A 19,429-nucleotide genomic window follows, 5' to 3' on the forward strand; every position below is an offset into this window, starting at 1 on the left:
AAGCCAGCTCCCACAGGTGATCACAGCATTCGAAACTGTGGTGCACCTGGGGGAGCTGGTTTGCCGGCGGTAGGGCCTTCGAAGGCTGAGGGTGTCTATGATTAGTGCAGATCCCCTCAGGAATCACGCCTATGACCCTGATCAGCCGCGAACCCTGGTGGCTAGTACCCCCAAAGCCCGGCCAGCAAGAACAGGACCTGCACTGGGGCTACCTGGAAATCTACGCCGACGGCCGCGCCGTGTTTGTCGACCAGCGCCCCAGTGACCGGGAGCTGGCCGAACGCAAGAGCTGCCGCAACTTCCCCGAACGCGAGCCGTGACGGCTTAGCCTTCCAGCTCGGCCAGCCGCGCTTCCAGCGCCGCGATGCGGGCCTCGAGTGCTTCGATGCGGTCTTCCGAAACGCTGCCGCCACTGCTGCGCGCGCCACCTTCGTGTTGACGTGCAGCGAGGATGGTCTCGATCTCTGCCGGGTCGCCCAATGCATGGGTGTAGCGGTCTTCACGCTGGCCGGCCTGGCGTGGCAGGTGCAAGGCCAGGCCGCGCGAGATCAGGCGCTCCAGCTGGTGCTGGATCTGCTCGGTGTCGTCAAAGTCGTGCAGGCGGTTGCTGCGGGTGAGCAGTTCGTTGAGGGTTTGCGGGCCGCGCAGGAACATCAGGCCCATCAAAATCAGCTGTGCCGGCACCAGCTCCAGGGCCTTGTCCACCCGTTGTTCCCAGCGGTCGGCACGGCTGCCCATCTGCAGGCGGGTCATCCCTTGCCCTTCGAGTGTGCGAAGGGCCTGCCCAACCTGGCCTTGGGTAAGGTTCATCACCGGCTCGCGGCTGGTCTTCTGGTTGCAGGCCAGGACCAGGGCATTAAGGGTCAGCGGGTAGCTTTCCGGGCTGGTGGCCTGCTTCTCGATCAGCGAACCGAGAATACGGATCTCAACGCTGCTGAAGCGGCCTTCATCGGCGGTTTCTTGTTCTGACATGGCCCTGTCTCAATTGCTGGGGAAAGGCCACTAGCCTAGGTAATGCGCCTGGCTTAAGCAATCACTGGCATCATCGCTAGCAGGCGCAGGCTTGCCTTCGATGGGCCGCAAAGCGGCCCTTTGGTCTGCTCAGGCGCTACGCCCCTCTTCGGCTTGGCACGCCGCCGCTGTGAACAGCACATCGGTCGACGAATTCAGCGCTGTCTCGGCCGAATCCTGCAGCACGCCGATAATGAAGCCCACCGCCACTACCTGCATGGCAATTTCGCTGGGGATGCCAAACAGGCTGCACGCCAGTGGAATCAGCAGCAGCGAGCCCCCGGCCACACCCGAGGCGCCACAGGCGCACACCGCCGCCACCACGCTGAGCAGCACGGCCGTTGGCAGGTCCACCGGGATACCCAGGGTATGCACCGCGGCCAGGGTCAGTACGGTAATGGTGATTGCCGCACCGGCCATGTTGATGGTTGCGCCCAGCGGGATCGACACCGAGTAGGTGTCTTCATGCAGGCCAAGGCGCTCTGACAGTGCCAGGTTGACCGGGATGTTGGCCGCCGAGCTGCGAGTGAAGAACGCGGTAATGCCGCTTTCGCGCAGGCACAGCAGGGTCAACGGGTAGGGGTTGCGGCGGATTTTCCAGAACACGATCAGCGGGTTCATCACCAGCGCCACGAACAGCATGCAGCCGATCAGCACAGCCAGCAAGTGCAGGTAGCCGAGCAGGGCCTGCAGGCCCGACTGGGCGAGGGTGGAGCTGACCAGGCCAAAGATGCCCAGCGGGGCGAAGCGAATAACCACGCGCACGATAAGGGTCACGCCATTGGACAGGTCTTCGACCACGGTGCGGGTGGTTTCACCCGCATGGCGCAGGGCCACGCCCAGGCCGATAGCCCAGGTCAGCACGCCGATGAAGTTGGCGTTGAGCAGGGCATTGATCGGGTTGTCGACCGCGCTCAGCAGCAAGTTCTGCATCACCTCGGAGATGCCACCCGGGGCGCTCAACGTTGCCTCACCGCTGCTCAGCACCAGGTCGGAGGGGAACAGCATGCTGGCGACCACGGCTACGACCGCTGCGGCGAAGGTACCTAGCAGGTACAGCCAGAGGATCGGCCGGATATGGGTTTCCTGGCCGTGACGGTGGTTGGCGATCGAGGCCATGACCAGGATGAACACCAACACGGGCGCCACGGCCTTGAGGGCGCTGACGAACACCTTGCCCAGGAAGGCCAGGTCGCGGGCGATGGCAGGCGCGAGCAGGGCAACGGCGATGCCCGCGAGCAGGCCGATGACGATCTGTGTCACCAGGCTGGTGCGGTTGAGGAGGCGGAAGACAGGGGTCATGTGCAGCGGCATCTCGGAATCTGGAAAGGGCGAGACTTTACCATAGACCACGTGTACGGCTGTTCTGGCGTCTTCGCCGTGTACCGAGACGTGTGCAGTACCGGTGGAAGCGGTTTCACGGACGAAGACGCCACCACGATCACCAATGAAACAATTCCCGCCGCGCCCCCTCGGTAATCGCGACAATCCCCGGGTGCTTGACCTTGCGCTCTACCGAAATGGCATAGAACGATTCGTGCACGGCCTCGGTCTGGCCGATCAGCGCCACACCATATTGGCGGCACACCTCGTCGGCGATCACGCTGGGGGCGACGAAAATGCCGCTGCCCGACTGGCCGAACGCCTGCATCAGGGCACTGTCATCGAACTCGCCCACGATGCGGGGCTGCAGCTGTTGCTCGCCCAGCCACCGCAGCAAACGGCTGCGCACCACGGTTTCCTGCCCGGGCACCAGCAGCGGAGCATCCTGCAGGCAGGCGGGGAAGGGGCCGTTCAGGCGTTGTGCCAGTGCCGGCGTGGCGAAAAAGCTCAGCCCGCACTCGCCCAGCTTCTGGCTGTAGCCCTTGATGTCCAGATTGCTGGGCATGGGGCTGTCGGAAATCACCAGGTCCAGGCGCTGGATGGCCAGGTCTGCCAGCAACCGCTCAAGTTTGTCTTCGCGGCAGTTGATGCGCAGCACCTCATCCAGCTCCATGGTCGGTGCCAGCAGGCGGTAGACGATGGATTTGGGCACCACATCGGCCACCCCCACACGGAACAGGATCTGCTCCTGCGGGCCGGCGCGCAGCATGGCCTCCAGTTCGCCGCCAATCTGGAACATCTGTTCTGCGTACACCAGCGCCTGGCGGCCGGTCTCGGTCAGCTCCAGTTGGCGGCCGACGCGCTGGAACAGTTCCAGGCCGTAGGTTTGCTCGAACAGGCTGATTTGCCCGCTGATGGTCTGTGGTGTGAGGTTCAGCTGTTCGCTGGCGCGGGTGATGCTGCCCGTCTTGGCCACGGCCCAGAAGTAATGCAGCTGGCGATAGTTGAGCACCGTCGGTCGTCCCGATTCGTAAAACCCGAAGTATACGCCATGAAAATACGAATTTTCCTGAACTGTCGGCATCTCTAGAATGCACCGCATCAGGCGCCATGCGCCGCCGGGATATTTCAAGCGAGGACACCATGCTGCAATTCAAATCCATCGGTACCCCATTGGTGCTGGCGTTGGCCCTGTTCACCCTGGCAGGCTGCGACCAAGCCGAGAAATCCGCCCAGCAGATGCTCGACCAGGCCGCGCAGTCGGCCAAGCAGGCCATTGACGACACCAACAAGGCCGCCCAGCAGGCGTTGAACGAGGCTATCGGCGGCGAAGCGCAACAGCCTGAAGATGCCGACAAGAAAAAAGACACCCAGGAAATCTGACCCTAAACCGCCGCTGCAGGATTTGAACAATGGAATACTTGCTGGAACTCGCCGCTAGCCCTACTGCCTGGGTTGCCCTGGCTACATTGGTGGCCATGGAAGTTGTGCTGGGCATCGACAACCTGATCTTCATCTCCATCCTGACCAATAAACTGCCGGTGGAGTACCGCTCCAAGGCACGGCGGATCGGGATCAGCATGGCCTTGGTCATGCGCCTGGCCTTGCTCAGCACGGTGGCCTGGATCGTACAGCTCACCGACCCTGTGGTCGAAGTGTTCGGTAACGCCTTCTCGTGGAAGGACATGATCCTGATTGCCGGTGGCCTGTTCCTGCTGTGGAAGGCGACCAAGGAAATTCACGAAAGCGTTGACCCGCACGGTGCCAAGGAAGAAGCCAAGGTCGGTTCGACTGTAACTCTGGGCTTTGCTGCGGCAATCTTCCAGATCCTGCTGCTGGACATCGTCTTCTCGGTCGACAGCATCATCACCGCTGTGGGCATGACCGAGCACTTGCCGATCATGATCATTGCCGTGATCACGGCAGTCATCGTGATGATGGTGGCCGCTGACCCGCTGGCCAACTTCATCAATGACAACCCGACCGTGGTCATGCTGGCCTTGGGCTTCCTGATCATGATCGGCATGACACTGATCGCCGAAGGCTTTGGCGCTCATGTGCCGAAGGGGTATGTGTATGCGGCCATGGCGTTCTCGACCGCGATCGAGATCCTCAACATTCTGGCTCGCCGGGCGCGCTTGAAGCGTGAGGCTGCTGAAGGTTGATGAAAAAAAGACGGGGCGCATTGCGCCCCGTTCGCGGGTTCTGAAATCTTAGTGCACCCCGGCTGGCCGTCGTGGCCGTCGCACAGGTTGCGGCTTGGCAGGTACCAGCGGTGGCCGGTGGTGGTGGGAATGGCGCCGCACGATACGCAGCACACCCCACAGCATGGCGGCTGCAACGCTCAGCCACATGCCCACCAGCATGAGGATTGCCATAGTCAGGCTCATCTGTGCCTCCCTCTCCAAGGGCAGCGCTCGGTCAGCCAGCGCTTGCCTTCCAGACACTGCTTTAGTCTAGCCCTTCGCCTGTGACGTTCCATCGAACAAAGGTCTATCCCTGAGTCCGATTCGCTCCAAGCCGCTGTCGGACTATACCCGCGCCGCTGTCGGACCTATGATCGGTGCCAGAGCCGGGCGCTGCCTGCCTGGCGTTGGAACAAGCGAGTGTCCATGCAGCAACATTCCGTCAAAACTGCCCCCCGGCGGCTGCTGGCCGTCTGTCTGATGGCAGCCACCCTGGCTGGCTGTGCCAGCGCACCGCCCGCCAATCTCAAAGGCCTGGCGCAGCGGGTCGAGATCAGCAGCGTGCCGTTCTACCGTGGCAACGCCAACCACAGCGGTGCCATGGCGCTGGCAGCGGTGCTGTCGCAACAGGGCGCGCCGATTACGCCTGGTTTGCTGGACAAGCCGCTGAACCTGCCCCAAGGCGCAGATGCGCTGGACACGGCTATCCCTCGCGTGGCACGGGACTACGGCATGGTGGTATACCCACTGGACAAGCAACTGGACGCGCTATTGACCCAGGTGGCGGCGGGCAACCCGGTGCTGCTGCGTTACGAAGAGGGTTCGGCCTGGTGGGGTGAGCCACGTTATGCGGTGCTGATCGGCTATGACCGCTACAAGCAGCGTGTGCTGCTGCGCTCGGGCATGCACCGGCGGCAGGTGATGGCGTTTGATGACTTTGCCTCGGCGTGGGCAAAGCAGGGGAGTTGGGCGGTGCTGGTGCAGCCACCGCGGCAACTGCCGGCCCAGGTGGATCGCCAGCGCTGGTTGCAGGCTGCGGATGAGCTGGCACGGGCGGGGCAGGAAATTGCGGCGAAGCAGGCCATCAGCAGCCTGAACAAATAGCGGTGCCAGCTCCCACAGGTAGCGCACTGGGTTCGACGCCTGTGCGGTACCTGTGGGAGCTGGCTTGCCGGCGATAGCGCCAGGCCGGCTTACATCAGAAGCCCAGGCGATCGCGCAGGCTGTAGTACCAGGCGCCAATGGCGCTGAACGGCACGCGCAGCATCTGGCCACCCGGGAACGGGTAGTGCGGCAGGCCGGCGAAGGCGTCGAAACGCTCAGCCTGGCCGCGCAAGGCCTCGGCCAGCACTTTGCCCGCCAGGTGGGTGTAGGTCACGCCGTGGCCCGAGCAACCCTGCGAGTAATAGATGTTGTCGCCGATCCGGCCAACCTGGGGCAGGCGCGACAGGGTCAGCAGGAAGTTGCCGGTCCAGGCGTAGTCGATCTTCACGTTTTTCAGCTGCGGGAAGGCCTTGAGCATTTTCGGACGGATGATCGCCTCGATGTTGGCCGGGTCACGTGCGCCGTACACCACGCCACCGCCGAAGATCAGGCGCTTGTCGCTGGTCAGGCGGTAGTAGTCGAGCAGGTAGTTGCAGTCCTCGACGCAGTAATCCTGCGGCAGCAGGGTGCGCGCCAGTTCTTCGCCCAGGGGTTCGGTGGTGATCACCTGGGTACCGCATGGCATGGACTTGGCGGCCAGTTCCGGCACCAGGTTGCCCAGGTAGGCGTTGCCGGCGACGATGATGAACTTGGCGCGCACTTTGCCTTGCGGGGTGTGCACCACTGGGTTGGCACCGCGCTCGATACGCACGGCCGGGGTTTGCTCATAGATGATGCCCCCCAGCGACTCGACCGCAGCTGCTTCGCCCAAGGCCAGGTTCAGCGGGTGGATATGGCCGCCGCTCATGTCGAGCATGCCACCGATATAGCTGTCGCACGCAACCACTTCACGGATGCGCTTCTGGTCCATCAGCTCGAGCTGGTTGTGGCCGAAGCGTTCCCACAGGCGCTTTTGCGACTCCAGGTGGCCCATCTGCTTGCTGGTGAGGGCGGCGAACACGCCACCGTCTTTCAGGTCGCACTGGATGTTGTATTTGGCCACGCGCTCACGAATGATGCGCCCGCCTTCGAAGGCCATGTGGCCCAGCAGTTGTGCCTGCTTGGGGCCGACGGTGCGTTCGATGACGTCAATGTCGCGGCTGTAGCTGTTGACGATCTGGCCGCCGTTGCGGCCCGATGCGCCGTAACCGACCTTGGCCGCTTCGACGATGCTCACCTTGAAGCCGTTCTCCAGCAGGAACAGGGCGCTGGACAGGCCGGTGTAGCCGGCACCGATGATGCACACATCGGTTTCCACCTCACCCTGCAGCGCCGGACGTGGCGGCACCGGGTTGGCCGAGGCGGCGTAGTAGGACTGGGGGTAGGGGGTGTTAGCCATGCTGCAGGAACCTCGTGTTTTATATTTTTAACGAATGTACCGATGCTATCAATAATAATAAACACCCGCTAGTCGTCTGGTGAAAATCCTTTACGGGGGACCCGCCAGCAGCCTTTATATAAAGGGGTTAAGATTCAGTAGGTTAGCGCAAAAAAAAGTGTTGACAGGGTTTTTGGAATGCGTAAAATGCGCACCACACGACAGGCACATAGCTCAGTTGGTTAGAGCACCACCTTGACATGGTGGGGGTCGTTGGTTCGAGTCCAATTGTGCCTACCAAATCGAAGAAGGGGTGATCCGAAAGGGTCACCCCTTTTTTCATTAGCCATTGCTGTGGGTACCGCAAACTGCGGTAAGGGCACCCAGTGCTCACATTCGAAAGTTTTTGATTTTTCTCAAAAAAAAGCTTTACAGGTACGCATCGGATCACTAATATGCGCACCACACGACAGGCACATAGCTCAGTTGGTTAGAGCACCACCTTGACATGGTGGGGGTCGTTGGTTCGAGTCCAATTGTGCCTACCAAATCCCAAAAAGGGCGATCAGAGATGATCGCCCTTTTTGCATTCTGCCGCTAGAACGCCTTTGGCAGCCACAGCGCCAGTTGTGGGAAGGCAATCAGCAAACCGATCAGCGCGAGCAAAGCCAGGCAGAACGGCAGGGCGCCGTACACCACGTCCATGAAGTTGCCGCGACCACGGATGCTCTGCACCACGAAAAGGTTCATGCCGAACGGCGGGGTGATCTGGCCCATCTCGCACAGCACGATCAGCACCACCCCGAACCACAGCGGGTCAAAGCCCAGGTTGACGACGATTGGCACGATCAGCGGCGCCGTGGTGATGAGCATCGCCAGGGTGTCCATGAAACAGCCGAGCACGATATAGAACACGATGATCGCCAGCAGCGCGGTCGTGGGTGGCAGGTTCAGGTCGGTGACGAAGCTGACCAGGGTGGCGGTCAGCCCGATGGACGCCAACACGAAGTTGAGGAAGAACGCCGACAAGGTGATGAAGATGATCATGCCGGTGGTGCGCAACGTGGCTTCGAAGGCCTGGCCCAGGCTTTGCCAGGTGAAAGCCCGACGCCACAGGCCCAAGCCCAAGGCGCTGAGTACCCCAAGTGCCGCCGACTCGCTGGCCGTTGCAAAGCCGCTGTAGATCGAGCCGATCACCAGAACGAAGATGGCCAGTGGCGGCAGCAGGTCGGGGATGCAGGCCAGGCGTTCTGCCCAGCGGGTGTGTTCTATGCGCCCACCCAATGGTGGGCGCACCAGGCAGGCCAGCACGATCAGTGCGACGAACAACAGGCTGAGGATGATGCTGGGGATGGTCGCGGCCAGGTATAGCTTGGGCACCGACACGTTGGCAATCAGGGCGAACAGGATCATGTTGATCGATGGCGGAATCAGGATACCCAGCGTGCCGCCAGCGGCGATGGAGCCAAGGAACAGCGGTGCGTTGTAACCTTTGCGTTCCTGCTCTGCGATGGCCAGGGTGGAAATGGTAGCGGCGGTTGCCACGCTGGAGCCGCTGGTGGTGGCAAACAGCGCGCTGGCGCCGATGTTGGCGTTCATCAGCCCGCCCGGCAGCCAGGATAGCCATTTCTCGACCGCCTGGTACATGCGCCCGGCCACTCCCGAACACACCAGCAGTTCACCCATTAGTACGTAGAGGGGGATGGCCACCAGCAGGAACTCGGCGCTGATGTTCCAGGCGATTTCGCCCATGGCATTGCTCAGCGGCAGGGTCGAGAACAACTGCGACAGCGACATCCCCAGCAAGCCGACACTGACGGCCGCGGCCACGCTCAGCGCCAACAGGGTCAGCAGCAGCAACAAGGTGATGCTCAGCATGGCGGGTGCTCCTGGGGAGGGGTGGCGGCGGGGTGTAGCGCTTGCTCGATTTCCTGCTCGACCGTGTTGATACCGATCAGTGCACTGACTGCCCCCCAGCGCCCGCGCAATAAATGCCCCAGGCTCACCAGCGCCAGGTTGAGGAGGGTCAGGGCGAAGAACAGGTAGCCGGCAAACCAGAGGGATTGCGGTATCCATTGCGGTACTTGCAAGGGGGTGTTGGACACTGAACGGTATTCGATGGAGTCCCACAATACATGCCAGGCGTGAAAGACCAAGGTGCTGGCCAGCGCGGCCATGCAAGCCAGGGCGAACAGGTCGAGCGCCACCCGTGGTTTCAAGCCAAGGCGAGCGTAGAGGATGTCGACGCGGATGTGCGAACGCTTGAGCAAAGTGACCGGTAACGCCCAGGCGCTGGTGACTGCCAGAACATAGCCGGCAATTTCATCAGCGCCGCCCATGGAGATGCCCACGGTCTTGCGCAAGATCAGGTCGATGCCAATCAGCAGGGCGCAGCCGAGCAGGGCAAAGCCACCCACCCAGGTGCTGGCCTTGGCGATGGCGGTGATGGCCGCCAGGCTGGAACGGGCCGTCTTCATCTCTGTATGCTCCGAGGGAAAGGGTTTATGGGGCCAGGCGCATGCCGATGGCGCGGCCTGCGCTGGCATTCCATTGTTCGACACAACTGGGGCCACAACGCCTGCCCCAGTCGTTGGCGATTTCCAGCGCCATTTGGCGCACGCGCTGCTGTTCTTGCGGGTCGGGTGCCGACGCACTCATGTGCGCCAGATGGTGGATCTGGCAGTCAGGGCTGCCGACATTGCATGCCTTGGCGTACCGGTTTTCCCTGGCCGTCTCCTGCCAAAGGGCATCTTCCAGCACCTTCGACTGCGCCTGCAGCAGTTGCTGCACCTCAGGCGGCAACTGTTGCCAGCGCTTGAGGCCGATACCATAGAAGCCAACCGACCAGTCCACCGGCAGGTCGTACAGGTACCCGGCCACGTCGTACCATTTGGCCGCGTTACCCGAGCCGATACCGGTAATGGCGCAGTCGATGACGCCGGTCTGCATGGCGGTCACCACTTCGGCAAAGGGCAGGGTGACCGGCGCAGCGCCAATCGCTTTGACCAGCTCGGCCATGTTGCGCCCGCGGGTGCGGATTTTTCGGCCTTTGAGGTCGGCCAGCGATTGCACGGGCGCGCGGCAGAAAAACACCTGCGCAGTGTACGGCACGGTGGCCAGCAGCTTTATGCCATGGCGCTCGGCCATACGCTGTTCCAGCACCGGCTTGTAGGCGTCGGCGATGCGGCGGGCCCTGCCGATGTCGGCGGCCATGCCCGGCAGGTCGATGCCTTCGAAGGTAGCATCGTCACCGGCGACGAATGCGAACACGCCCATGCCAATGTCAACCGCGCCAAAGCGCATCAGGCGAATGATTTCCGGGCCCTTGAGGCCGCTCTCCGACAGCCCCAGCAGCTGGGCGGTGACCTTGCCGTGGGAGGCGCTGGGCAAGGAGCCGTTCCAGAACGGCTGTTCAACGGCGCGGAACGTGTAGTTGTGGCTACCACCACCGATCACGTTGAAACGGATTTGCGGGTAGTCCTGCGCCTGGGCGGCCGGGCTGCCCATCAGCACGCCAAGCGCCAGCGGTATGAGCAGGGAGATGAGCTTCACGGTAGGCCTCTTGTTGTTGTTCGGGGGCTACTTCGGGTGCGGTGTGACGCTATCCGCGAGGGCGGGTCGCCGCCTCGATGGTCGACCGCGACCCGACGATGTCGGGAAACTTCTCGCCCTTGGCCAGCCGTGCGAGGGTGTGCTTTTCGTTGTGCTGGAAGTCGATTGCCCGTTGCGCCAGTTCTACCACCCTGCCTGGGCGCAGGAACACGATGCCGTTCTCGTCTGCCACCACGGCGTCGCCCGGGTACACGATGACCCCGCCGCACTGGATGGCAGTGCAGAACTCGCCTTCGTGGCCGATCACTCGCGTGGTGATGGCACTGGCACCGCGCGACCATACCGGCACGCCGTGCTCGCGCAATTCGCCAAGGTCGGTGACATAGCCGTCGACAATGATCCCGGCTACCCCGGCCTGCTTGGCGGCGTAGGCCATGGCCCCACCCAGCGCGGCGGTGATGCGCTCGCCGCAGCGGTCCACGATCAGGAAATCGCCGGGGCGTGCGCAGCCCATGGCGTAGTGCAGAATGCCACCGTCATTGCCGGGCATGCGTACGGTTACGGCAGTGCCCACCGCGCGTACATTCTGCAAGTGTGCCTTGATGTCTGGGTGGGGTATGCCGTGGGTAATGAAATGACCGATAGTTGCCGGTTCGGCATTGATCAGTATTTCAAGTTCGTGGGCGTTAACCGGGGTAGGTAGAGCTTCGATGATATACATAGGGAGTTGTTGTTATGCCGGATGCTTTTTCGAAGGGTTTCGGTCATCCTAACAAGCGCCCTGAACGGTCGATAATAAAAATCCGTAAGCAGTAGCCGGAGCAGTTTTTATCATGCGTATCACGCTGATGCAGATCGAGGCATTCTACTGGACCGCTCGCCTGGGCGGTGTGCACGCGGCCTCACGGCATCTTCACCTGACGCAACCTGCGGTGTCGGCGCGCATCAAGGAAATGGAGTCGTTGCTCAGCGTCAAGCTGTTCGACCGCAGCAAGCAGCGCATGAGCCTCACCGCCGACGGCCACACGGCGCTGCGCCATGCCGAACTGGTACTGAACAACAGCACGCAGCTGGAGCAGTTCGCGGCCCAGCAGAAGCAACACCGGCGCCTGCGCCTGGGGGCAGACGAGTGCTCGGCGATGGTCGGGCTGACTGCGGTGATAAGCGAAATCAAGGCGCACTTCCCGGAAATCACCCTGGAAATCACCATCGATGTGGGCGCCGCGCTCAACCGCAAACTGAACGATCACGAACTGGACATCGCCCTGCTGACCAACCCGGCCACACGCGAGGATGTGACCGATGTGTTCCTTGGCTGGATGACGTTTCAGTGGGTGGCGGCGCGGCACCTGGAGATTGCCGACGGGCCGTTTCTGCCGCAGCAGGCGCGGCAGTATTCGATCGTTACCCACAGCGCGCCGTCGACACTGTATTCGGTGGTGGACCGCTGGTTGCAGGAAAGCGGCTCGGCGAGCCACGCTTTTCATTCCAGCAACTCGCTGGCGTTTATTGCCAAGATGGTATCGGCGGGGCATGCCATTGGCATATTGCCGGTGCCACTGATTCGCGACATGTTGGCGGTGGACATGCTGAAGACATTACCGTGCGACCCGGCGATTCCTGCGGCAAAGTTCTGCCTTTCCTATTTGACTGAACGGCCAGACATGCAACTGGGTGAACTGGTATCGATCATTCGGGCGACACTGGTAAAGCAGAACTTTCTGGTAGATTGATTAGTCCCGAGCCCGCAGGCACCGTAGCAGCCCGAAAACTGCGCGGTGCCTGCAGGCGCCGGTTGTGTGGCGTGTCAGCCGGTCAGGTGAGCGCCTGTTTTACTGCAGCGATATGTTGCCCGGCCTGGTTGAGCCATGACAGATCACTGCCCATCAGCAGCATGTCGCTGCCCATGTCCAGCAAACGCCCGGCGGTGACTCGGTCGGCCGGAAAGCACGGCACCATCACCTTGATCGAGCGGGCGTGGCATTTTTCGATCAGCACCTGCAGGCGTTGCCGCACCTCGGGGTTGCCCAGGCGGTAGTCGACCGGTAGCCCGCGTGAAAGTGAGTAGTCCGCCGGCCCGAAGTGCACTGCATCGATCCCTTCCACATCGAGAATCTCATCGATGTTGTCAAAAAACTCATAGCTTTCGGCCATGGGCACGATCACGCTGCGGTCGTTTTCTGCCTGCGTATAGCGCGCCCAGTCGAAACCTGGCCCGGCGAACCCGGCCGAGCGCACCGAGCTGTCGCCACCGCGGCGTCCCAAGGGCGGGAACTTGCTGTAATGGATGATCTGGCGCATCTGCGCGGCGTTGTGCACTTGCGGCACGATCACCCCGGCAGCGCCCATTTCCAGGGCCTTGCGTATATCCCACTCCAGCGTGCCCCGCACCCGTACCAGGCTGGGGATTGCAGCGCTGCTGGCGGCCAGCAGCAGTTTTTCCATGTCGCGGTCCACGCCCAGCGCGGTGTGCTCGGCGTCAATGAAGACGAAGTCCAGGCCCCAGTTGCCGGCCACCTCGATGGCCATGCAGGCGGTGCTGTAGATGTTCATGCCGAACGTGGCACCGCGCGCCATGCGGGCCTTCAGCAAGGTGTGTGTAGTGCTTTGGTTCATGTTCGAGGCCGCCTTGGGTCAGATGCGGTAGGTTTCAGGCAGCCGGTCGCGGAACGGGTGCACTTCGAATATGCCCGGGTCACGGATCAGCGATTTGTTGCGGGCCTTGGCCAGGTCGATCTCGGCGGTGTACACGCCGTCTTCCAGGCCGGCGCGCACCAGGGTCTTGCCGGACGGTTCGATGATATGGCTGGTGCCGATGAACTGCATGCCCTCGTCCATGTCGTTGCGGTTGGGAGCAACGAAGTACACCATGTTTTCAGCGGCGCGCACGGTGCTGAAAATGTCCGGCAGCATGCGTGCCTGTTCTGGCCAGGCAGCAGGCAGTACGACGATGTCGGCACCTTCCAGGGCCAGGGTGCGTACCACTTCGGGGAAGCGGATTTCGTAGCAGATGGCCAGGCCGATGCGGCCGATGTCGGTATCGAACACAGGTGTTGCCCAATCGCTGGGGCGGTCGGTGAAGCGGTCGCCGATCATGAATGGCAAGTGGCGCTTGCGGTGCAGGCCGATGATGCCTTGCGCGCCGATCAGCGCGGCGGTGTTGTACACCGAGCTGGCGTGCCGCTCGTAGAAGCCGACCACGATCAGGATGCCGGTCTGCGCCGATACCTCCAGCAGCGGCGCCAGGGCGTCGAGGCTGATGGCGCCGCGCTCGAGGTCTTCACGGCTGTCGAACGCGCCGCCGGTGAGCAGGCATTCGGCAAAGGCGATCAGCCGCGAGCCTTCTGCAGCGGTCTGGCGTGCCAGCGTGGCAACCTTGTCGACGGTCAGGGCCGGGTTGCCGGCCACCGGGTGAATCTGGGCTACGGAGATTTTCATGCTGTTCCTTGATGGCAGTTGAAAGGCGCCGCAATGCGCGGCGCGAGGGCGTCACTGTGGCTGGTAGCCCATGGCCTGGTAGACCTTGCTGACCAGTTGGGGATTGATCTGTGCGGCGTACTTGTCGACCACGGGGCGAATCTTGGCCTGGATGCGCGCCACCTCGTCGGGCGGCAGTTGGTTGACTTGCATGCCCGCGCCCTGCAGGTCGGCGATGGCCTTGCTGTCCGCCTCCCGGGAGATGCGCCGTTGTTCCAGCCGCACTTCCTGGGCAACCTCGGTCAGCAGTTGCTGCTCATCCTTGTTGAGGCTGTCCCAGAACGTCTTGCCGATCAGCACAATCTGTGGGTTGTAGTTGTGCCGGGTCAGGCTCAGGTACTTCTGCACCTCGTTGAAGCGTGAGGCGAGGATCAGCGCCGCCGGGTTTTCCTGGCCGTCCACGGTGCCGGTCTCCAGTGCCGTGTGCACCTCGGTGAAAGGCAGCGGCGTCGGGTTGGCACCGAGTGCCGCCCACACGTCCAGGAACAGCGGCGATTGCTGGGCGCGAATCTTCAGCCCGGCAATGTCTTCAAGCTTTTGCACCGGCCGCACATTGTTGGTCAGGTTGCGCTCGCCCAGCTCCCAGAACGCCAGGCCTACCAGATTTTTCGCTGGCAACTGGTCGGTGAGCATCTTGCCTACCTCGCCGTCGAGCATGGCATCGACCTTGGCGGTGTCGGTGTACAGGAACGGGAAGTCGAGGATGCCGAAGTCGGTGATGTGGTTAAGCATCAGCCCGGCGTTCCAGGTCATCATTTCCACCACGCCACCCTGCAAGGAAGACAGCACCTGTACGTCGCCGCCCAGGACACCGTTGGGGAAGGTGCGCACCTTGATCTTGCCTTCGCTGCGCTCCTGAACCTTCTTGGCGAACAGTTCCATGCCGATGGCCGGTGGCGTGCCTTTGGGGCTGGTGGCGGCGAACTTGATGACGCGGGCGTTGTAGTCGGCGGCCATGCTCAAGCTGCTGGACAGCAACAGGGCGGCGATGAGGGCGAGTTTCTTCATGGACAGTACCTTTATTGTTATAGGGGGGATCAATGCCCGAACCACTGGGCGGGAACGGTGACCAGTTCGGGGAAGATGACCAGCAGGAACAGCACGATGATTTCCGCGATCAGGAAGGGGAACGTGCCTTTGAGCAGTGCCTCGTAACGCATGCGACCGATGCCGCAGACCACGTTGAGCACCGTGCCCACCGGCGGGGTGATCAGGCCGATCGAGCAGTTGATCATGAACAGCACGCCGAAATAGATTGGGTCGATGTTCGCAGCGGTCACCACCGGTACCAGGATTGGTGCGAGCAGCAAAATGGTGGGGGTGAGGTCCATGACCATGGAAATCACCAGGATCAGCAGCATCAGCACTACGATCAGCAGCCGCGGGTTGTCCATCACTGGCTGGATCAGGTCGATGATTTGCCCGGGGATGTCGGCGATGGTAATCATCCAGGCCGGGATCGAAGCGGCAGCTACCAGGAACATCACGGCAGCGGTGGTCTTGCCGGCGCGCAGCAGCAGTTGGTTGAGCGACTTGAGGCTGAGCTCGCGGTAGATCAGCGACGACACCAGCAGGGCATAGACACTGGCCACCGCACCGGCCTCGGTCGGGGTGACCACGCCAAAACGCAGGCCGACGACGATGATCACCGGCAGCATCAGCGCCCAGAAGCTGTCCACCAGGGCCTTGAGGCGCTCCTTGCCGCTGGCCTTGGGGCTCAGTTGCACATCGTTGTTACGCCGCGACATCAGCCACCAGGCCACCACCAGTGCGGCGGCGATCATCAGCCCCGGGGCGATGCCGGCGAGGAACAGCTTGGTGATCGACAGCCCCGAAGCCACGCCAAGCACAACGAAACCGATGCTGGGTGGAATGATTGAACCCAGCACCGACACCGATGCGATCAGGCCCCCGGAGCGGTTACGGTTGTAGCCGGCGATGACCATCATCGGCAGCAACAGGGCGGTCAGCGAGGCGGCGTCGGCCAAGGCCGAACCGGACAGGCTCGACAGCAGCACGCCGGCAAAAATGGTGACGTAGCCAAGCCCGCCGCGCAGATGGCCGACCAGGGTGATGGCCAGCTTGATGATGCGCTTGGACAAGCCGCCGCTGTTCATTACCTCGCCAGCGATGATGAACAGCGGAATTGCCAGCAGCGGGAAGCTGCCGGCCGAGTTGATGATGTTCTGCGCGATGATCTGGCCATCGAACAGGCCCAGCAGCCACATCAACGCCACGCCGCAAAGGATCAGGGCATAGGCGATGGGGGCGCCGATCAGGATGGCGGCCATCAGCACGCCGACGAAAACAGACAGGGCCATTATTCGACTGCTCCATCTTTGAGCGAAGTTTCGGTCTGGGCGGGCGCCGGGAGGGTGCCCGTCAGGTTCCTGACCAGCTGGGTGCAGATCAGCAGCGCGCTGAGGATGCAGAAGACCAGGCCCGCGCCGTAGAACAGCGCCATGGAAATACCCGTGGAGGGAGCACCGACATGCAGGTTGATCAGGGTCTGCTTCCAGCTGCCGTCGAGAAACAGCCAGGTCACATACAGCATCAGCAGTTGTGTCAGTGCCAGCAGCCAGCGGGCCACGCCAGGCGAGACGCGGCGGGTGACGATGTCGACGCCGATGTGGCCGTGTTCGTGCAGCATCAGCTGCGCGCCAGCAAACACCAGCCATACAAACGCCAGGCGGGAAATCTCTTCGCTGAAGAACAACCCTGAGTTGAAGCCATAGCGCAGCACGACGTTGGTGAAGATCAGGCAGGTGATGCCGACCAGACAACCTACCACCAGCGTCTTGAGGATGATGAAGTAACCATCGACCAGGGTTTTCATGGCGCCTCCTGAGGCAGAGCTGCCCAGGAAGCGCCAAAAGCGCCCGGTGCGATCATGCGGACGCGAGCATCCACCTGTATGTATGAGCGGGACATGGGTTCACCTTTATTATTATTCGACATACGTCGTCGTATGACTGCCCCGATTCTTCTACGAAACGCCCGGCTTGCGCTGCCTCAAGTTTTTTATCAGCGGGATAAGAAATGGCGATCAGCGCAGACGCAGCGGGTTGTTGTCCTATGACTTGGTTGCAAGGTGTAACGTATGGTCGCGGTTCTTGCGCATGGCCCTCGTGCTAGAATCCGCCCCTTCGAATCTGGAGGTACACGCGTGCGCAAACTGGCTGTGGTAATGGCAGTGCTTGCCCTGGCGGGCTGTGAAAACGAGGTCGAAGGCGTGCACAAGCAGGTGGCCGAACACCTGCATAACCCCAAAACCGCCAAGTTCGGCAACGTGCGGATCGACACACAGGGCACCATCTGCGGCCAGGTTCGCGGCAAGGACGATGCCGGGCAGTACGAAGCCTACCGCAGCTATGTGGCGATCAAGCGTGACGGCCAGTACGACATCATCGTCGACGACACCGGCAACAACCTGCGCATCCGCGAGGTGTGCGGCGGCGCCGATCTGCAGCGCCGTGCCGATGCACTGGCTGGCCAGCCGGCACCCGAGGGCTGGGACGTGGAAGTGATCCAGGGTGCCAACATGGGCGCGCTGAGCGACATGACCGCGCGGCTCATCGAGAAGGGTATCCCGTCTTCGGTGGAATACCGCAACGGCAAGCCGGTGGTGCTGATGGGGCCGTTCCCAACCCGTGAAGAAGCTCAAGCGCGCAAGGACGAAGTGATGGCCAAGCTGGGCACCGATTCGGTGGTCATCCAGCATGGCGCAACCCGCTAGAACTGCAGCAGTGGGTGGGAGCCCGGAGCCTTCGCGGCAGTTGTGGGAGCGGGCATGCCCGCTCCCACAACTGTTGCCGTCATAAGGCCCCGCCAACTGGGTGTGTGCAGCTTTGTGAGGCGTGTGTTAGACATTGTTCACACAAGTTTGGCTATGCTTGGGTGGAAGATGCCGAACGGGGGAGGGGCCTCATGTCTACACTGGAGCGGGCCATTGCCGTGGCCGCCAGGGCGCATGAAGGGCAATACGACAAGGGCGGGGTGGCGTATATTCTCCACCCGCTACGCGTGATGATGCGGGTGTCCACACCCGAGCAACGTATTGTCGCAGTCCTTCACGATGTGATCGAGGACACCCCGCTGACCGTGTCCGACCTGGCCCGCGAGGGTTTTACCCTGAAAATCCTTGCCGCCTTGCTGGCACTCAGTCGCCGTGAGGGCGAGCCGTACCAGGATTTCGTGGTACGCCTGGGCGATGACCCGTTGGCGCGAACCGTCAAGCTGGCCGACCTGGCCGATAACAGTGACCTTTCACGCATTCCTTGCCCTGGCCCCGCCGACCTGGCGCGGCTGGCCCGTTACCGGGAAGCCAGCGCCTATCTCCAGGCACTGGCCTGAGGCTCAACCGCACGCCTTGAGGTTGACTGGCCCGACAAACTCGTTTCCCCGCCCCATCACGCAGGCGACCTGTTGGTTGCGTTGCTGCTCCCAAACCTGCGGCGGGTAGGTCTTGTTCCAGGCCTCGAACAACTGGCGGTCCTGTTTGGACAGGCGCAGGTTGTACTGCTTGCTCATGTAGAAGTAGGTGCGGGCGATCATGCCGCGAATCGACGGGCGCGGCATCACCTTCCTGGCCTTGAAGTCGACCTGGGTCAGGCAGCTACCGTACTGGCCGCGTTGTTCCGGCAACCAGCCGAAACTGAAGTTGCTGCGGTCGCCGTTGACCTCACCGATGCTGGGCACCAGGTTGTGCAGGTCGGCTTCGGCGCGTTTGTACACTTCGTCATGCTGCGCGCACTGCTTGCGACCGCCGCTCTGCCAGCATTGGCGCTGATGGCCAATTTGCCAGGCAGGCACGATGTGTTCCCACTCGATGCGCGACGCGCGCTGGGCATTCTTGCGTGGGGCATAGCCGCAGGACGCCAGGTCGACCTTGTTGCCCTTGTATTTGCACCCGCAATAAAACTCGGTCGACTGCGGGGCATAGAGCTTCCAGGCGACCTTCTTGGCCTCCTGGAAGGTGCGTGGGGCATCGGCTTGAACAAGCGGCGTGGTCAGTAACAGGCAGGCTGCCGCGAAAAGCGAAACTCTCATGCGCGGTCAGTCTTCCTTCGGCACAGTCCAGAAAATCTGCACACCGCCATCGTCGCGGTGGGCGAGGGTCACGTTGTCGTTTTCTGCGATCTCCTCCAGCAAGCTTTCCCAGTCCTCCGGGCTTTCCTGTTCCAGGCGGAAGATCAGCGCCGCACGGCTGCGCTGGGCGGTGGGGCTGTTGATGATCTTCTGGATGCGTACACCCAGCTGTTCATAGCTGCTCGGAGTGGCGGAGGCGGTGCTGGACACAGGAAATTCCTTATTTTTGCTGTATGTGCATACAGTATTTCAGCGTAAGTAAATTCGCAACAGCTTGTCAGGAAAAAAACCACCGTTCGCGCTGGCGCTGCCGGTCTGGTGTAATACCGGC

Annotated in this window: 23 protein-coding genes and 2 tRNA genes; 9 read left to right on the top strand and 16 right to left on the bottom strand. The window is 62.1% G+C overall.

Features of this window, described 5'->3' with window-relative positions:
* Positions 1-131 precede the first annotated feature (131 nt).
* Positions 132-320 (top strand): hypothetical protein, encoded by a 189-nt coding sequence (locus tag LU684_RS16465; RefSeq protein ID WP_016487923.1) that lies wholly within the window; start codon positions 132-134, stop codon positions 318-320.
* A 4-nt stretch (positions 321-324) separates the two neighbouring features.
* On the opposite strand, the gene LU684_RS16470 is transcribed toward LU684_RS16465, so the two are convergent.
* The 3 genes from LU684_RS16470 to nhaR form a co-directional block, all read right to left on the bottom strand.
* Entirely contained in the window at positions 325-972 is a 648-nt protein-coding gene (locus LU684_RS16470; protein WP_016487922.1) for a YceH family protein, read from the bottom strand.
* Between the two features lie 129 nt (positions 973-1,101).
* Entirely contained in the window at positions 1,102-2,313 is a 1,212-nt protein-coding gene (gene sstT, locus LU684_RS16475; protein WP_031312121.1) for a serine/threonine transporter SstT, read from the bottom strand.
* Positions 2,314-2,452: 139 nt separating this feature from the next.
* Positions 2,453-3,346: a transcriptional activator NhaR gene (gene nhaR, locus LU684_RS16480; RefSeq protein WP_060517211.1), complete on the bottom strand. Its 894-nt coding sequence runs from the start codon at positions 3,344-3,346 to the stop codon at positions 2,453-2,455.
* A 131-nt stretch (positions 3,347-3,477) separates the two neighbouring features.
* On the opposite strand from nhaR, the gene LU684_RS16485 reads away from it, so the two are divergent.
* Both LU684_RS16485 and LU684_RS16490 read left to right on the top strand, forming a co-directional pair.
* Complete coding sequence (locus LU684_RS16485; protein ID WP_024717747.1) at positions 3,478-3,717, top strand: hypothetical protein; 240 nt, start codon at positions 3,478-3,480, stop codon at positions 3,715-3,717.
* A 29-nt stretch (positions 3,718-3,746) separates the two neighbouring features.
* The gene (locus LU684_RS16490) at positions 3,747-4,499 is read left to right on the top strand and encodes a TerC family protein (protein ID WP_016487918.1); all 753 of its coding nucleotides are present in this window, start codon (positions 3,747-3,749) and stop codon (positions 4,497-4,499) included.
* Positions 4,500-4,547: 48 nt separating this feature from the next.
* Here the strand turns inward: LU684_RS16490 and LU684_RS16495 are convergent, their stop codons facing one another.
* On the bottom strand, positions 4,548-4,724 hold the full coding sequence (locus LU684_RS16495; protein ID WP_016487917.1) for a hypothetical protein: 177 nt from the start codon (positions 4,722-4,724) through the stop codon (positions 4,548-4,550).
* Positions 4,725-4,946: 222 nt separating this feature from the next.
* Here LU684_RS16495 and LU684_RS16500 point away from each other — a divergent pair, with 222 nt between their 5' ends.
* Positions 4,947-5,624, top strand: coding sequence for a peptidase C39 family protein (locus LU684_RS16500; RefSeq protein WP_060517213.1), 678 nt, complete (start codon positions 4,947-4,949; stop codon positions 5,622-5,624).
* 94 nt (positions 5,625-5,718) lie between these two features.
* Here LU684_RS16500 and LU684_RS16505 read toward each other — a convergent pair whose 3' ends face one another.
* A complete protein-coding gene (locus LU684_RS16505) occupies positions 5,719-7,002 on the bottom strand; it encodes an NAD(P)/FAD-dependent oxidoreductase (protein ID WP_232894829.1) in 1,284 nt (427 codons plus the stop codon).
* A 202-nt stretch (positions 7,003-7,204) separates the two neighbouring features.
* On the opposite strand from LU684_RS16505, the gene LU684_RS16510 reads away from it, so the two are divergent.
* Both LU684_RS16510 and LU684_RS16515 read left to right on the top strand, forming a co-directional pair.
* Positions 7,205-7,281: transfer RNA gene (locus tag LU684_RS16510), tRNA-Val, on the top strand.
* Between the two features lie 171 nt (positions 7,282-7,452).
* A tRNA-Val gene (locus LU684_RS16515) sits at positions 7,453-7,529 on the top strand.
* A gap of 49 nt (positions 7,530-7,578) precedes the next feature.
* Here LU684_RS16515 and LU684_RS16520 read toward each other — a convergent pair.
* Genes LU684_RS16520 through LU684_RS16535 form a run of 4 tightly spaced genes read right to left on the bottom strand, consistent with a single transcriptional unit; the run spans position 7,579 to position 11,254 of the window.
* Entirely contained in the window at positions 7,579-8,859 is a 1,281-nt protein-coding gene (locus tag LU684_RS16520; RefSeq protein WP_016487911.1) for a TRAP transporter large permease, read from the bottom strand.
* Positions 8,853-9,458 carry a TRAP transporter small permease subunit gene (locus LU684_RS16525; RefSeq protein ID WP_016487910.1) on the bottom strand — a complete coding sequence of 202 codons (606 nt, stop codon included), beginning with the start codon at positions 9,456-9,458 and terminating at the stop codon, positions 8,853-8,855. The genes LU684_RS16520 and LU684_RS16525 overlap by 7 nt, the downstream gene beginning before the upstream one ends.
* 25 nt (positions 9,459-9,483) lie before the next feature.
* Complete coding sequence (locus tag LU684_RS16530; protein ID WP_082421998.1) at positions 9,484-10,533, bottom strand: TRAP transporter substrate-binding protein; 1,050 nt, start codon at positions 10,531-10,533, stop codon at positions 9,484-9,486.
* A 49-nt stretch (positions 10,534-10,582) separates the two neighbouring features.
* Positions 10,583-11,254 (bottom strand): RraA family protein, encoded by a 672-nt coding sequence (locus LU684_RS16535; RefSeq protein WP_060517217.1) that lies wholly within the window; start codon positions 11,252-11,254, stop codon positions 10,583-10,585.
* Positions 11,255-11,366: 112 nt separating this feature from the next.
* Between LU684_RS16535 and LU684_RS16540 the strand changes: the two genes are divergently transcribed.
* Positions 11,367-12,266 carry a LysR family transcriptional regulator gene (locus LU684_RS16540; RefSeq protein WP_016487907.1) on the top strand — a complete coding sequence of 300 codons (900 nt, stop codon included), beginning with the start codon at positions 11,367-11,369 and terminating at the stop codon, positions 12,264-12,266.
* An 82-nt stretch (positions 12,267-12,348) separates the two neighbouring features.
* On the opposite strand, the gene LU684_RS16545 is transcribed toward LU684_RS16540, so the two are convergent.
* Genes LU684_RS16545 through LU684_RS16565 form a run of 5 tightly spaced genes read right to left on the bottom strand, consistent with a single transcriptional unit; the run spans position 12,349 to position 16,846 of the window.
* Positions 12,349-13,149, bottom strand: a complete 801-nt coding sequence (locus LU684_RS16545) for an HpcH/HpaI aldolase family protein (RefSeq protein WP_023048475.1) — start codon at positions 13,147-13,149, stop codon at positions 12,349-12,351.
* A gap of 18 nt (positions 13,150-13,167) precedes the next feature.
* Entirely contained in the window at positions 13,168-13,971 is an 804-nt protein-coding gene (locus LU684_RS16550) for a carbon-nitrogen hydrolase family protein (protein WP_016487905.1), read from the bottom strand.
* 51 nt (positions 13,972-14,022) lie between these two features.
* Positions 14,023-15,018 carry a TRAP transporter substrate-binding protein gene (locus LU684_RS16555; RefSeq protein WP_016487904.1) on the bottom strand — a complete coding sequence of 332 codons (996 nt, stop codon included), beginning with the start codon at positions 15,016-15,018 and terminating at the stop codon, positions 14,023-14,025.
* 29 nt (positions 15,019-15,047) lie between these two features.
* Positions 15,048-16,331 carry a TRAP transporter large permease subunit gene (locus LU684_RS16560; RefSeq protein ID WP_016487903.1) on the bottom strand — a complete coding sequence of 428 codons (1,284 nt, stop codon included), beginning with the start codon at positions 16,329-16,331 and terminating at the stop codon, positions 15,048-15,050.
* Positions 16,331-16,846 (bottom strand): TRAP transporter small permease, encoded by a 516-nt coding sequence (locus tag LU684_RS16565; protein WP_016487902.1) that lies wholly within the window; start codon positions 16,844-16,846, stop codon positions 16,331-16,333. Before LU684_RS16565 ends, LU684_RS16560 begins: the two co-directional genes overlap by 1 nt.
* 330 nt (positions 16,847-17,176) lie before the next feature.
* On the opposite strand from LU684_RS16565, the gene LU684_RS16570 reads away from it, so the two are divergent.
* Both LU684_RS16570 and LU684_RS16575 read left to right on the top strand, forming a co-directional pair.
* Complete coding sequence (locus LU684_RS16570) at positions 17,177-17,746, top strand: SPOR domain-containing protein (protein WP_016487901.1); 570 nt, start codon at positions 17,177-17,179, stop codon at positions 17,744-17,746.
* Between the two features lie 191 nt (positions 17,747-17,937).
* Positions 17,938-18,363: a GTP diphosphokinase gene (locus tag LU684_RS16575; protein WP_016487900.1), complete on the top strand. Its 426-nt coding sequence runs from the start codon at positions 17,938-17,940 to the stop codon at positions 18,361-18,363.
* Between the two features lie 3 nt (positions 18,364-18,366).
* Here LU684_RS16575 and LU684_RS16580 read toward each other — a convergent pair whose 3' ends face one another.
* Positions 18,367-19,059 (bottom strand): endonuclease, encoded by a 693-nt coding sequence (locus tag LU684_RS16580; protein WP_016487899.1) that lies wholly within the window; start codon positions 19,057-19,059, stop codon positions 18,367-18,369.
* Between the two features lie 6 nt (positions 19,060-19,065).
* Complete coding sequence (locus LU684_RS16585) at positions 19,066-19,308, bottom strand: DUF1654 domain-containing protein (RefSeq protein ID WP_016487898.1); 243 nt, start codon at positions 19,306-19,308, stop codon at positions 19,066-19,068.
* Between the last annotated feature and the right edge of the window lie 121 nt (positions 19,309-19,429).

The organism is Pseudomonas sp. NMI542_15, from assembly GCF_021283425.1.
Lineage (GTDB): Bacteria > Pseudomonadota > Gammaproteobacteria > Pseudomonadales > Pseudomonadaceae > Aquipseudomonas > Aquipseudomonas fortuita.